The sequence below is a fragment of the Paenibacillus sp. FSL H8-0548 genome (assembly GCF_038630985.1).
In the GTDB taxonomy this organism is placed as follows: Bacteria; Bacillota; Bacilli; order Paenibacillales; family Paenibacillaceae; genus Pristimantibacillus.
Map to the genome: position 1 here is coordinate 6,720,449 of NZ_CP152049.1, position 14,553 is coordinate 6,735,001.

Sequence of the window (14,553 nt, forward strand, 5' to 3'; positions counted from 1 at the left end):
ACGCTCCTGCAATATATGCTAGCATCGGGCTATCGATCCAAAGTATACATCAACAATTAGTCGACAGTTACAGCTTCGGTCTCTAATTCGCCTTCAACTTTAGTAATAGCTTCATCTTCTAGACCAGCAAGTCGAATGTTACGATAGCGCGCCATTCCAGTACCAGCTGGAATCAACTTACCTATGATAACATTTTCTTTGAGTCCAAGCAACTGGTCAACTTTGCCTTTAATAGCCGCATCAGTCAATACGCGAGTTGTTTCTTGGAAAGAAGCTGCTGACAAGAAGGAATCTGTTTCAAGCGATGCCTTCGTAATACCGAGTAGAACTGGTTTTGCAACGGCAGGCTCGAGATCTGCAAAAATCGCAGCGCGGTTTTGTGATTCATATTCATGAATATCAACAAACGCACCAGGAAGCAGAGTCGTACCGCCAGCGTCTACGATACGGATTTTACGGAGCATTTGTTTAATCATGACCTCAACGTGCTTGTCATTGATTTCTACCCCTTGGTTCCGATAAACGCGCTGTACTTCTTGCAAAATATAGTTCTGAACTCCGCGGATACCTTTGATGCGCAGCATGTCTTTAGGGTCAATAGAACCGTCAGTCAGCTCATCGCCGGCTTCGATTTGTTGGCCTTGGGTTACACGAATACGCGAGCCATAAGTAACGGCATACACTTTGGATTCCGCTTCGCCTTGAACTTCGATTTCACGACGGTCCTTAGCTTCACGGATTTCTTTAATTACACCGTCAAGCTCAGAAATGATCGCTTGACCTTTCGGATTACGCGCCTCAAACAACTCTTGGATACGCGGCAAACCTTGTGTAATATCATCGCCGGCTACGCCACCCGTATGGAACGTACGCATCGTCAGCTGTGTTCCTGGCTCTCCGATCGATTGAGCCGCGATAATACCTACCGCTTCACCAATCTCAACGTGCTTACCAGTTGCAAGGTTGCGGCCGTAACAGATCTTACATACGCCATGACGCGCACGGCAGCTCAGTACGGAACGAATTTGCAGTTTTTCAACGCCAGCATCAATAATGGCATCGGCTTTATTAGAATCAATAAGCTCGCTGCGATTAACGATAATTTCGCCTGTTTTTGGATTACGAACGGTTTCAAACGCATAACGTCCTTCAATACGGTCATAAAGGTCTTCAATAACCTCTTTACCATCTTGAATTTTGCTTACGGAGAAGCCTTTGTCCGTGCCACAGTCATCTTCACGCACGATTACGTCTTGTGCAACGTCAACGAGTCGACGAGTCAAGTAACCGGAATCGGCTGTCCGAAGTGCAGTATCCGCCAAACCTTTTCGCGCTCCGTGAGTCGAGATAAAGTACTCGAGTACGGTCAGACCTTCGCGGAAGTTTGATTTAATTGGCAACTCAATGATACGACCGGATGGATTGGCCATCAGACCACGCATACCGCCAAGCTGAGTAATTTGAGATTTGTTACCCCGTGCCTTGGAGTCCACCATAAGCATGATGTTGTTATAACGATCCATCGATTTCATAAGAACCTCGGTGATCTCGTCTTTACATTTACCCCAAATCGTGATAATTCGGTCATAGCGCTCTTCGTTTGTAATCAAACCACGACGGTATTGATTCATAACGGTAGCAACCTTATCATCGGAGCGCTTCATGATTTCGTCTTTCTCTTTCGGGATGATAACGTCGGACACGCCGATCGTAATACCAGCCTTAGTCGAGTAAGTGAAACCAAGCTGTTTAATGCGGTCAAGAAGCATCGCAGTAAGCGTAGTGTGGTATTGACGGAAACATTCCGCAATAACTAATGCGAGATAATCCTTACCTACAGCGCCTGGCGTTTCGATCGCGTCCAAAAACTTCGGAAGATCGGCGCCTTTTTCGTATACAAAGTATTTATCAGGTGTACCTTGCAATAGGTTCGTTTTCGTTGCCTCGTTGATATAAGGGAAATCCTCTGGGAAAATTTCGTTGAAGATTACTTTACCAACTGTAGTAACGAGTAACGATGCTTGCTGCTGCTCGGTAAAATTAACTTTCTTAAGCACACGCACTGGAATGAATATTCTAGCGTGCAAGGAAACAATACCACGTTGATAAGCAGAGATTGCTTCGTTAATGGTGCCGAATACAGAACCACTACCTTTAGCCTCTTTGTTATCCATCGTCAAGTAGAAGCTTCCTAGAACCATATCCTGTGAAGGAGTAACGACTGGCTTGCCGTCTTTCGGGTTAAGGATGTTGCCTGATGCAAGCATAAGCAAACGAGCTTCAGCTTGTGCTTCCGCAGACAACGGAACGTGTACCGCCATTTGGTCACCATCGAAGTCAGCATTATATGCTGTACATACGAGCGGATGAAGCTTAATCGCGCGGCCTTCAACCAAAATAGGCTCAAATGCTTGAATACCTAGTCTGTGAAGCGTCGGGGCACGGTTCAGCAATACTGGATGTTCTTTAATAACTTCCTCAAGTACATCCCATACCTCTGGGCTTACGCGTTCAACCTTGCGCTTCGCACTTTTAATATTATGTGCTAAGCCTTTATTTACAAGCTCTTTCATAACGAAAGGCTTGAACAATTCAAGTGCCATTTCCTTCGGAAGACCGCACTGGAACATTTTTAGATTTGGACCTACAACGATAACCGAACGACCAGAGTAGTCAACCCGTTTACCTAGCAAGTTCTGACGGAAACGTCCTTGCTTACCTTTAAGCATGTGGCTTAGAGATTTAAGCGGACGATTACCAGGACCTGTTACAGGACGACCGCGACGACCGTTATCGATCAAAGCATCAACCGCTTCCTGCAGCATCCGTTTTTCATTTTGCACGATAATATCAGGAGCACCCAAATCTAGTAGACGCTTCAGACGATTATTCCGATTAATAACACGACGATACAGATCATTAAGGTCAGACGTAGCGAAACGTCCTCCATCGAGCTGAACCATCGGACGAAGCTCCGGAGGAATAACAGGAAGCACGTCAAGAATCATCCAATCCGGTTTGTTGCCGGAGTTACGGAATGCTTCAACAACTTCAAGCCGTTTAATTGCACGGTTACGGCGCTGCCCTTGAGCAGTGCGTAATTCTTCCTTCAATTGCTCTAATTCTTTCTCCACATCGATGTCTTGAAGAAGCTTCTTAACCGCTTCAGCACCCATACCTGCGTGGAAACCGTAGCCGTATTTCTCACGATAGCTGCGGTATTCTTTCTCAGACAGCAGTTGTTTTCTCTCAAGCGGGGTATCACCTGGATCTGTAACTACATAAGATGCAAAATAGATAATCTCCTCGAGCGAGCGAGGGGACATATCTAGTGCAAGACCCATGCGGCTTGGAATCCCTTTGAAATACCAAATATGAGATACTGGCGCAGCAAGCTCGATATGACCCATACGTTCACGACGAACTTTAGCCCGAGTTACTTCAACACCACAACGATCACAAACAACACCTTTATAGCGTACACGTTTGTATTTACCGCAATGACATTCCCAGTCTTTCGTAGGTCCAAAAATTTTCTCGCAGAAGAGACCTTCCTTCTCCGGCTTTAAGGTCCTATAGTTGATCGTCTCCGGCTTTTTAACTTCTCCGCGGGACCACGAGCGAATTTTATCCGGCGAAGCCAGACCGATTTTCATATACTCGAAGTTGTTCACGTCCAACAAGGAGCAACCCTCCTCCGTCATGTATGACAATGTCTATCTAATCAGCTAGATTCCGTCACAGGCGCGTGACCATGCGACGGAATCCAGCAACTAGTTTATTCAGCAGCGCTGATCTCAGCACCTTCTATATTGAGGTTGAGCTTGTCACCCGTTGCCTCGTCTTCATCGTCCATTTCCTTCATTTCGATCTCTTCTTCATTCTCAGATAGAATTTTAACATCCATACCTAAGCTTTGAAGCTCTTTGATCAAAACTTTAAACGATTCCGGAACACCAGGCTCTGGAACGTTTTCGCCCTTGACGATAGATTCGTATGTTTTCACACGACCAACAACGTCATCGGATTTAACTGTCAAAATTTCTTGAAGCGTGTACGCAGCGCCATATGCCTCAAGCGCCCATACTTCCATCTCCCCGAAACGTTGACCACCGAACTGTGCTTTACCACCGAGCGGCTGCTGTGTAACAAGTGAGTAAGGACCAGTGGAACGGGCATGGATTTTATCATCGACCATGTGCGCCAGCTTGATCATATACATGACACCAACTGTAACCTCACGCTCGAAGTTCTCGCCTGTCCGTCCATCATACAGTACGGTTTTACCGTTACGCTGCATGCCAGCTTCTTCCATTGTATCGAAAACGTCATTCTCGCGAGCGCCGTCAAATACTGGCGTTGCAGCGTGAATGCCAAGATGTTTACAGGCCATGCCGAGGTGAACCTCAAGCGCTTGACCAATGTTCATCCGTGAAGGAACGCCCAGCGGGTTAAGTACAACCTCAACCGGTGTACCATCAGGCAGGAACGGCATATCTTCTTCAGGCATGATACGGGCGATAACCCCTTTGTTACCATGACGGCCGGCCATTTTGTCGCCTTCGGAAATTTTCCGTTTTTGAGCAATATAAGCACGAACCAATTGGTTAACTCCAGGCGGCAACTCGTCGCCGTTCTCACGTGTAAATACTTTAACATCCACTACGATACCATCGGTACCATGCGGTACACGCAGCGATGTATCACGAACTTCACGAGCCTTCTCACCGAAGATCGCATGAAGCAATCTTTCTTCCGCTGTCAACTCCGTCACACCTTTAGGTGTTACTTTACCAACAAGGATGTCGCCAGCGCCAATTTCAGCACCAACACGAATGATACCGCGCTCATCTAGATTACGAAGAGCCTCTTCGCCGACATTCGGAATGTCACGAGTGATTTCTTCAGGTCCAAGCTTCGTATCACGAGCTTCTGACTCGTATTCTTCGATGTGAATGGATGTATAAACATCTTCTTTCACAAGCTTCTCACTAAGCAGGATCGCATCCTCATAGTTGTAGCCTTCCCACGTCATGAATGCAACGACTACGTTGCGCCCAAGAGCCAATTCGCCCATTTCAGTGGAAGGACCATCTGCAAGAATATCACCTTTCTTAATAACATCACCTTTACGTACAAGTGGACGTTGGTTGATGCACGTTCCTTGGTTGGAACGCATAAACTTGTGCAGCTTATGCTTTATCAAATCGCCAGCAACTGGCTTGCCATCAATTTGTTCAACGCGACGCAGCAAGATTTCATTAGCAGAAGCGCGCTCGATTATACCGTCATACTTCGCAACGATACAAACTCCGGAATCTTTTGCTGCTTTATGCTCCATTCCAGTTCCAACAAGCGGCGATCTAGGAATAAGAAGCGGCACTGCTTGACGCTGCATGTTCGATCCCATTAGGGCACGGTTGGAGTCATCGTTTTCCAAGAATGGAATTAACGCTGTCGCAACAGATACTACCTGTTTCGGAGATACGTCCATATAATCAACGCGATCGCTTGGCATAGTCAAAATGTTATCAGCTTGTTTGTTGTAACGAACAATCGTATTTTCTTCTGCGAATTTATCCTCAGGGGTCAACATAGCATTTGCTTGCGCAATGACATAGTTATCTTCCTCATCAGCAGTCAAGTACGCGATTTGTTCTGTTACAATTCCAGTCTTCGGATCTACCCAACGGTACGGAGCTTCAATGAAGCCATACTCATTAATACGAGCAAACGAAGACAAGGAGTTGATCAAACCGATGTTTGGTCCCTCTGGCGTCTCGATCGGACACATCCGCCCATAGTGGGAGTGATGGACGTCACGAACTTCAAAGCCAGCGCGTTCCCGAGTCAAACCACCGGGCCCGAGTGCGGATAGACGACGCTTATGCGTCAGCTCAGCAAGCGGATTCGTTTGGTCCATAAACTGGGAAAGCTGCGAGGATCCGAAAAACTCTTTTATTGAAGCAATAACCGGTCGAATGTTAATCAACGCTTGTGGCGTAATTGCATTCGCATCTTGAATGGACATTCTCTCGCGTACAACGCGCTCCATCCGAGACAAACCGATACGGAATTGATTTTGAAGCAGCTCTCCTACTGAACGCAGACGACGGTTACCGAGATGATCGATATCATCCGTGCTGCCTACACCATGAAGCAAGTTGATAAAGTAGTTAATGGAAGAAATAATATCCGCAGGCGTGATGTGCTTAACGGATTTATCAATCGTGCCATTAGCAATTACTTTAATAACCTTGGTTTCATCATATGGAGAGAATACACTTATCGTTTGTAGTGGAATACTATCAGCATCCAATACGCCGTTAGCCACGTGATAAGTTTTGAAGCCAACATCCTTCTCGAGTTTTTCGAGGATTTCATCAAGCAAACGACGGTCAATCATTTGTCCGGCTTCAGCGATGATTTCGCCAGTGGTAGGATCAATTAAATTTTCCGCCAGTCGTTGGTTGAACAACCGATTCTTGATGTGGAGTTTTTTATTTATTTTGTATCGGCCTACGTTGGCCAAATCATAACGTTTTGGATCAAAGAAACGAGCGACCAGCAAGCTCTTCGCATTATCCAAAGTCGGCGGTTCACCTGGACGAAGACGCTCATAAATTTCAATCAGCGCTTTCTCAGTTGAATCCGTATTGTCCTTGTCTAATGTGTTGCGAATATACTCGTCATGGCCAAGCAGCTCAAGAATCTCAGCATCCGTACCGAATCCAAGCGAACGCAAAAGCACCGTTACCGGTATTTTACGAGTCCGATCAATACGCACGTAGATGATATCTTTAGCATCCGTTTCAAGCTCTAGCCACGCGCCGCGGTTAGGAATAACCGTCGCCGTGTAGTTTTTCTTCCCGTTCTTATCGACCTTCGTGCTGAAGTACACACTCGGGGATCGAACCAATTGGCTGACTATGACACGCTCGGCTCCGTTAATAATAAACGTTCCGGTGTCTGTCATAAGCGGGAAATCACCCATGAAAACTTCTTGTTCCTTTACTTCGCCGGTTTCTTTGTTAAAAAGACGTACCTTAACACGTAAAGGAGCTGCATACGTCACGTCGCGCTCTTTAGATTCATCGACCGAATATTTCGGTTCACCTAAGCTATAGTCGATAAACTCAAGCGATAGATTGCCCGTAAAGTCCGAAATCGGAGAAATGTCTTGGAACAATTCAATTAAGTCACTGTCCAAAAACTTCTCATACGATTTTTGTTGGATTTCAATCAGGTTCGGGACTTCCAGCACCTCGTTGATCCTGGCGTAGCTTCTTCGCGCGCGCCGACCATACTGAACAAGTTGTCCTGCCAACTTAACCTCACCCCTCATGTCTGTATCACAGCATCGATACCACTGCGTCACTCTAGACGGACCAGCCGCCTATATAGTCAAATAAAGAAAAGCCCTTATCGAATAGGTTCGAAAAAAGAGCATGTTCCGGCAATTAACCAATCACAGCGCGGATCGCGATAGTCTCATATCAAATAATTTTGCCCAAAACGTAAACATTATACGTCAATTGTGTAAAAGTTATGCATTCCGCGCTCTAAATTTACACTTGACATTTTAGTTAACTAAAGAGATAGAGCCCAATTTAATGCTGACATTTTATAATTTTACCATATCTAAAAAGTCAAGTCAATAAATTTAACTTGATTTTCAAAACTATTTTACAAACAACAATTGCATCATTTAACTAGCCTTTTACAGCTCGAAAAATTCGATAGCCCTTGTCCTTCGTCACTTCCTCTACTTCATCAAACAAAGACTCTAGTTTCACTTTCGCCGAAGGCGCTCCTTGCTTCTTCTGAATGACAACCCACATGCTGCCGCCATCCTCGAGCAATTCATAGCCTTCTTCAAATATCTGATGAACAACCGCTTTACCCGCCCGAATAGGAGGGTTCGTTACGATGGCATCATATTTCAGATGCTTAACCGCTTGGAACAGATCACTCTGCAAAACAGTTACATTGGACAGTTGATTGAGCTTTGCATTCTCACGCGATAACTCCACTGCTCTTTCATTAATATCAATCATTGTTACTTGCCCATTCTCAGCAAGCTTCGCTGCTGTCAGACCAATTGGCCCGTAACCACAACCAACATCCAGCACCTTTGCATTAGCGTCCAGTTCTAATGCATCAATTAATACTCGGCTCCCATAATCGACACCCGACTTTGAGAATACGCCAGCATCCGTCATTAATTTAAAAGAAAAGTCTCGAAGAGACACTTCATGAACTTGACGATTATGCTTCACATCTGGGCTCTGTGAGTAATAGTGATTCGACATCATTCATCTCCTCCGTTGTTGCATAGCATCCATCGCTAACAGCTATCACCAGCCGCAGCGGCAATGGCTCGTTTCGCGTTGAAAGATAAGAATGTATAAGTATGCTAACTTATACATTCTTATCTTTTAACATACAACGAACCCCTTGAATCCTTACGGTTCAAGGGGCTCGTCAGCCGATTCAACGTTCAATCGCATGATCAGCTTATTTTGTCAAAGCAATACTATTTAACTTCTACGGAAGCGCCAGCTTCGGAAAGCTTAGCTGCAACTGCTTCTGCATCTTCTTTAGAAACTTTTTCTTTAACAGCTTTAGGAGCGCTGTCAACCAAGTCTTTCGCTTCTTTCAGGCCAAGACCTGTAATTTCGCGAACAACTTTGATTACGTTGATTTTCGATGCGCCAGCACCGTTAAGAATTACGTCGAATTCAGTTTGCTCAGCTGCAACAGCTGCGCCAGCACCTGCTGCTGCTACTGGAGCTGCTGCAGTTACGCCGAATTCTTCTTCAATTGCTTTAACAAGATCGTTCAGTTCAAGAACGTTCATTACTTTAATCGCTTCTAAGATTTGATCTTTAGACATGATTATACCTCCGGGAATATGGTTTATTTTTTTTGGTTTATCACACAGCCAACTTTCGTCGGCTTAACGCTGTAGCTAGTTGAATATTAAGCTTGTGCTTCTTGTTTCTCGCCGACTGCTTTAACCGCAAGCGCGAAGTTGCGCATTGGAGCTTGCAATACGCTGAGTAGCATAGAAAGCAAACCTTCGCGGGACGGAAGTTCCGCAAGAGCTTTGATTTCTTCTTCTGATACGACTTTACCTTCAACAATGCCGCCTTTAAGTTTCAAAGCTTCATTTTTCTTAGCGAAATCGTTCAAAATTTTTGCTGGAGCAATAGCGTCTTCTGTACCGAATGCAATGGCTGTAGGACCTGTAAGAATATTGTTCAATTCTACATAATCCGTACCTTCAGTTGCACGACGAACGAGCGAGTTTTTAAGAACTTGGAATTCGATCCCTGCTTCACGAAGTTGTTTCCGAAGTTCAGTTACTTGCGCAACGTTCAATCCACGATAATCAGCTACTACTGTGCTGGAGCTAGCAGCGATCTTTGCCGCGATTACGGCAACTGCCTCTTGTTTCTCTTGGATGATATTTGCGTTAGCCAAACTGTACACCTCCCGTAATAGTATACATTCCGTTAATTACGACGGGCTTTCCACGCCTCGATGCATGAGAAAGGCCTTCGCAGAGACTGCGAAGGCCATGATGTCGTTATCGCGCATCAATCCGAAAGGATCGAATATTGCTTACAAACGTTTTATCATAACACCTCGGTAGGAAATTAAGCCTAATGGCACCTACTGTCTACGGTATGCGTATTCGAATTTAGTTCCGTTCTTCTTAGCGATATACCGCTGTGGAAACACGAGCGCCAGGGCCCATTGTCGAAGAAACGGCGATGTTTTTCAGGTAAATACCTTTTGCTGCTGCTGGCTTAGCGCGGTTAAGCGCGTCGATCAATGCTTTGAGGTTCTCGTTGAGTTTCTCAGCATCAAAAGATACTTTACCGATAGGAGCATGGATTTGACCTGCTTTATCAAGACGGTATTCAATCTTACCGGCTTTAATTTCTTGAACGGCTTTAGCAACGTCAAACGTTACTGTTCCTGCTTTAGGGTTAGGCATCAAACCTTTACCACCGAGGATACGTCCAAGTTTACCAACTTCAGCCATCATGTCCGGCGTTGCTACGCAAACGTCGAATTCGAACCAGCCTTGTTGGATTTTGTTGATCATATCTGCATCGCCAACAAAGTCAGCACCCGCAGCTTCCGCTTCTTTCACTTTTTCGCCTTTTGCGAAAACGAGAACGCGTTTTGTTTTACCTGTACCGTGTGGCAGTACAACTACACCACGAACAGCTTGATCTTGTTTACGCGGGTCTACACCCAAACGTACTGCTACTTCAACGGATTCGTCAAATTTAGCTGTAGCTGCCTTTTTCACAAGCTCGATCGCTTCTGAAGGCTCGTAAGTTGCTTCGCTGTCAATAAGCTTAGCAGCTTCTAAATATTTTTTACCTTGTTTAGCCATTGTAATTTCCTCCTTATGTGGTTGTAGCGGAAAATCCTCCTAAGGATGATCCTCCCACTCGCGAAAGCCGAAGCCTCGCAAAGCAAGCTACCTCGCGGTATTAGTCAACAATAGTTACGCCCATGCTGCGAGCAGTACCTTCAACCATACGCATTGCTGCTTCAACTGAAGCTGCGTTTAGATCGGGCATTTTTTGCTCAGCGATTTCGCGAACTTTGTCACGTTTTACAGTAGCGACCTTTTTCTTGTTAGGCTCGCCTGAACCCTTTTCAATTCCAGCTGCAACGCGTAGCAATACTGCTGCCGGCGGCGTTTTAGTTTCGAATGTAAAGGAACGGTCTTCGAATACTGTAATAACGACTGGAATAATCAAGCCTGCTTGATCTGCTGTACGAGCGTTAAACTCTTTACAAAACGCCATAATGTTAACGCCTGCTTGACCTAGTGCTGGACCGATCGGCGGCGCTGGGTTTGCTTTACCAGCAGGAACTTGCAATTTGACCAATTTGATGACCTTTTTTGCCATGCCTGACACACCTCCTAACCCTTTATTCCATGCGTAAGCAACATTTACTTCTCAAAGAAGCAATGTCACTTCGCTCCAAATCCCCACCCATTCATTCCGGGTGGGTACGGGAACCAGATATTATATCTTTTCCACTTGAGTGTAATCCAGCTCTAGCGGGGTCTCCCTGCCAAACATGTTAACATGAACTTTCAACTTCGCTTTGTCCAATAAAATTTCTTCCACTGTACCGACAAAATCTGCGAAAGGACCTACTTTAACGCGTACGGTTTCCTTCAGATCGAACTCGATTTTCGGTTTCGGCTCATCCATGCCCATGTGCTTGAGTATTTGCTCAACCTCATGAGGCAATAGAGGAATCGGTTTTGAACCGGCACCTGTTGATCCTACAAATCCAGTTACGCCAGGCGTATTACGAACAACGTACCATGAATCATCGGTTTGAACCATTTCCACAAGAACATATCCGGGATAGACTTTACGTTGGACGGTTTTTTTCTTGCCATCCTTCTCTACCACTTCTTCTTCCATAGGAACGAGCACGCGGAAGATCTTATCTTCCATGCCCATTGATTCAACACGGCGCTCCAAATTGGCTTTCACCTTGTTCTCATAGCCTGAATAGGTATGCACGACGTACCATCTTTTTTCCATCACAAATCCACCTTTGGACCCTTCTTAAACAATGAGTTCAACCAGAGACGAGATCCCGATGTCAAGAAGCCAGAAATAAATCGTTACAAGCGTGATCGTAAGCAAAACTACGATTGAATAGCTTGTCAACTCTTTACGACTTGGCCAGCGAACCTTCTTAAGCTCCGCCCAGCTGTCGGCAAAAAAACTAAACGTTGTCCCAAAGCTTTGCTTTAGTTTAGCCAAAAATGCCACGTTCACACCTCCATTTGACTATCTCGTCTCGCGATGAGGAGTCTGCTCGTTACAGAACTTGCAAAACTTCTTCAACTCGATGCGGTCGGGGTGATTGCGTTTGTTCTTGCTGCTCGCATAGTTTCTCTGTTTGCAGTTTGTGCATGCCAACGTGATAATTACCCGCATTGAATTACACCTCCCGAACTGCTACAAAATACGAATCATGAAGCTCTATATGAAAGTTCATTGATTCCGACGCCAATACGAAAAAAAACCTCGAATTTAGGCCTACCTAAACACTTTATCATACCGTAATTTTGATGTCAACGTAAAAGATAGCTGTGCGGCCTACGAATAATTGGTAACTACCTTGACATCAGGCTCGTTTCTATCAGTATACTCTACTTCAAGCCATTTAAAACAATTAAGACTATCTCTCATCTAGAAACCGCCAGATGGAAGACAGTCTTCACCTTGAACGATATACAAATCATTGTGTTTAACCGCTTATGTCTCTGACTTCCAAGTAACGTTCAAGCTTACGCTTTACGCGCTGAAGAGCATTATCAATCGATTTGACGTGACGATCCAAGTCAACCGCGATTTCCTGATACGATCTTCCGTCCAAATAAAGCATTAATACCTTACGCTCAAGGTCGCTTAATATTTCAGACATCTTATCTTCCAGGCCTATAAACTCTTCTTGGTTTATGATTAATTCTTCAGGATTAGAAACTCGCGTGCCGCAAATAACATCGAGCAGCGTACGATCCGAGTCTTCATCATAAATGGGCTTATCGAGTGATACGTAGGAATTAAGCGGGATATGCTTCTGACGCGTGGCTGTTTTGATGGCGGTAATAATTTGTCTGGTTATACACAATTCCGCAAAGGCTTTAAAGCTTGCAAGCTTATCACCTTTAAAATCACGAATTGCCTTATAAAGACCAATCATACCCTCCTGTACGATATCTTCCCGATCCGCACCGATAAGAAAATACGAGCGCGCTTTGGCTCTCACAAAGTTCCTATACTTATTTATCAAATATTCCAACGCTATGCTGTCGCCATTGCGGACCGCTTCTACGATATCCTCGTCCGTACTGCTGTCATACTCAAGCGTACTCCATTCTTTGAGGTCGATACTCACGAACTATCCCTCCGGCCTGCAAGGCGTACATCGCTAGATTCATATTCACGCTAACCGATCTAGCTTTATCCATAAGTATGAATTAAGCAGTGGTCAACGCCGAAAGATAAGAATGTATACCAAGCAAAATCCACTCGTTCTTATCGCTAATATTAGAGCTAGTATACATTATGTAACCTTACACCGTCAACCAATCAGACTTCCAAATATAATCTATTAATTAGCATTTTTGTAACCTTGTGGATCAATGAACCTTTTCTTATCATCCTTATTCATCTAATTTCTTTTATTTCTCACCGCGTCGAAGCTTTTCCAGCTTGCTGCGAATCTCAAGGCTCACGATACCGTCTACCGAATTGCGTGTTCCGGGCTTATCCTCACGGAGCGATTGTTTAATATTTTTTTTGTTTTGCTCGATATCAATAAGCAGCTCGCGAGCGGATACACGCAGCGCTCCTTTGCCAAAAGCCACATGCTGCTCTACTAAATCGGACGTAGCAACATAAATGTTCCTTCGTCTCACAAATAGTTCTGAGCAAAGACGCTCGATACATTCATCAGCCGTTTCTTTCTCTTTTGTATAGACGATCGTTAGCTTGTGCTTGCGATATGTGGCTCCTATCCCAGGTACCTGATGCGCGTCGAACACCACATAAACCTGCATGCCGGTGAAGCCTTGATAATCCGCAAGCATGCCAAGCAGATTATCACGAGCCTCCTCAAGGTCATATTCCTTCAGTTTCTCAAGCACCGGCCAAGCCCCAATCATGTTATACCCGTCGACTAACAAAATATCGTCGCGCCGGTTCATGATCTAAGTACTCCGGCGCTGTCGAACGACCTCATACATCAGAACACCAGCTGCAACAGATGCATTCAACGAATTCAATTGGCCAAGCATCGGCAGCTTAACGAGGAAATCACATTTTTCCTTAATTAGTCTTCCCATTCCTTTGCTCTCATTGCCAATGACAACAACCAGCGGCATATCAAACTTCATCTTGTATACGTCCTGCGAAGCTGCCAGGTCAGTTCCCGCTACCCATACTCCCGCTTCCTTCAACCTATCAATGGTCTGAGCCAAGTTCGTTACACGAGCGACAGGCACATGCTCGGCGGCGCCTGCAGACGTTTTTAGGACAGTAGCCGTCAAGGATGCCGAGCGGCGCTTAGGAATAATAACGCCATGTACACCCGTACACTCTGCTGTCCTCAGAATGGAGCCGAGATTATGCGGGTCTTCAATCTCATCCAGAAGCAATATAAATGGAACTTCATCCCTCTGCTTCGCACGCTCAAGAATCTCCTCTACCTCCACATAAGCAAAGGCGGCAGCTTGTGCGACAACGCCTTGATGAGTTACGCCCGGTGTTAAGCTATCAAGCTTCCGTTTGTCGACAAACTGAACAACGATTCCAAACTTTTTAGCTTCAGCAACGATCGGCTGCGTTAATGTTTTCTGCGCACCGTCGGCAATCCATATTTTATTAATTTCACGACCCGAGCGCAGCGCCTCAAGTACAGGGTGCTTACCGGCAATCATTTCGTCCTGGATAATTTCTTCAGTCATCGGTATCCCTCCTCGTATCTTCT

The 14,553-nt window shown here is 45.2% G+C and carries 13 protein-coding genes and 1 other annotated feature; all 13 genes read right to left on the bottom strand.

What is annotated here, in order from left to right; genetic code table 11:
* Positions 1 to 56: 56 nt before the first annotated feature.
* Positions 57 to 3,683 (bottom strand): DNA-directed RNA polymerase subunit beta', encoded by a 3,627-nt coding sequence (gene rpoC, locus MHI37_RS28460; protein ID WP_076338909.1) that lies wholly within the window; start codon positions 3,681 to 3,683, stop codon positions 57 to 59.
* Positions 3,684 to 3,778: 95 nt separating this feature from the next.
* On the bottom strand, positions 3,779 to 7,327 hold the full coding sequence (gene rpoB, locus MHI37_RS28465) for a DNA-directed RNA polymerase subunit beta (RefSeq protein WP_076338910.1): 3,549 nt from the start codon (positions 7,325 to 7,327) through the stop codon (positions 3,779 to 3,781).
* A gap of 385 nt (positions 7,328 to 7,712) precedes the next feature.
* The gene (locus MHI37_RS28470; RefSeq protein ID WP_076338911.1) at positions 7,713 to 8,315 is read right to left on the bottom strand and encodes a class I SAM-dependent methyltransferase; all 603 of its coding nucleotides are present in this window, start codon (positions 8,313 to 8,315) and stop codon (positions 7,713 to 7,715) included.
* 221 nt (positions 8,316 to 8,536) lie between these two features.
* A complete protein-coding gene (gene rplL / locus MHI37_RS28475) occupies positions 8,537 to 8,896 on the bottom strand; it encodes a 50S ribosomal protein L7/L12 (protein ID WP_076338912.1) in 360 nt (119 codons plus the stop codon).
* 86 nt (positions 8,897 to 8,982) lie between these two features.
* Positions 8,983 to 9,486: a 50S ribosomal protein L10 gene (gene rplJ, locus MHI37_RS28480; protein ID WP_076338913.1), complete on the bottom strand. Its 504-nt coding sequence runs from the start codon at positions 9,484 to 9,486 to the stop codon at positions 8,983 to 8,985.
* A 57-nt stretch (positions 9,487 to 9,543) separates the two neighbouring features.
* Positions 9,544 to 9,709: a sequence feature (ribosomal protein L10 leader region), on the bottom strand.
* Between the two features lie 12 nt (positions 9,710 to 9,721).
* Positions 9,722 to 10,414 carry a 50S ribosomal protein L1 gene (gene rplA, locus MHI37_RS28485; protein WP_076338914.1) on the bottom strand — a complete coding sequence of 231 codons (693 nt, stop codon included), beginning with the start codon at positions 10,412 to 10,414 and terminating at the stop codon, positions 9,722 to 9,724.
* Positions 10,415 to 10,514: 100 nt separating this feature from the next.
* Positions 10,515 to 10,940: a 50S ribosomal protein L11 gene (gene rplK, locus MHI37_RS28490; RefSeq protein WP_076338915.1), complete on the bottom strand. Its 426-nt coding sequence runs from the start codon at positions 10,938 to 10,940 to the stop codon at positions 10,515 to 10,517.
* A gap of 120 nt (positions 10,941 to 11,060) precedes the next feature.
* Positions 11,061 to 11,594, bottom strand: a complete 534-nt coding sequence (gene nusG / locus MHI37_RS28495) for a transcription termination/antitermination protein NusG (RefSeq protein WP_076338916.1) — start codon at positions 11,592 to 11,594, stop codon at positions 11,061 to 11,063.
* A gap of 24 nt (positions 11,595 to 11,618) precedes the next feature.
* A complete protein-coding gene (gene secE, locus MHI37_RS28500; RefSeq protein ID WP_053373883.1) occupies positions 11,619 to 11,828 on the bottom strand; it encodes a preprotein translocase subunit SecE in 210 nt (69 codons plus the stop codon).
* An 18-nt stretch (positions 11,829 to 11,846) separates the two neighbouring features.
* Entirely contained in the window at positions 11,847 to 11,996 is a 150-nt protein-coding gene (gene rpmG / locus MHI37_RS28505) for a 50S ribosomal protein L33 (RefSeq protein WP_015847242.1), read from the bottom strand.
* A 313-nt stretch (positions 11,997 to 12,309) separates the two neighbouring features.
* Positions 12,310 to 12,960 carry an RNA polymerase sporulation sigma factor SigH gene (gene sigH / locus MHI37_RS28510; protein ID WP_076338917.1) on the bottom strand — a complete coding sequence of 217 codons (651 nt, stop codon included), beginning with the start codon at positions 12,958 to 12,960 and terminating at the stop codon, positions 12,310 to 12,312.
* Between the two features lie 286 nt (positions 12,961 to 13,246).
* Positions 13,247 to 13,771, bottom strand: a complete 525-nt coding sequence (locus MHI37_RS28515) for an NYN domain-containing protein (RefSeq protein WP_076338918.1) — start codon at positions 13,769 to 13,771, stop codon at positions 13,247 to 13,249.
* Positions 13,772 to 13,774: 3 nt separating this feature from the next.
* Positions 13,775 to 14,530 (bottom strand): 23S rRNA (guanosine(2251)-2'-O)-methyltransferase RlmB, encoded by a 756-nt coding sequence (gene rlmB / locus MHI37_RS28520; protein WP_076338919.1) that lies wholly within the window; start codon positions 14,528 to 14,530, stop codon positions 13,775 to 13,777.
* Positions 14,531 to 14,553 lie beyond the last annotated feature (23 nt).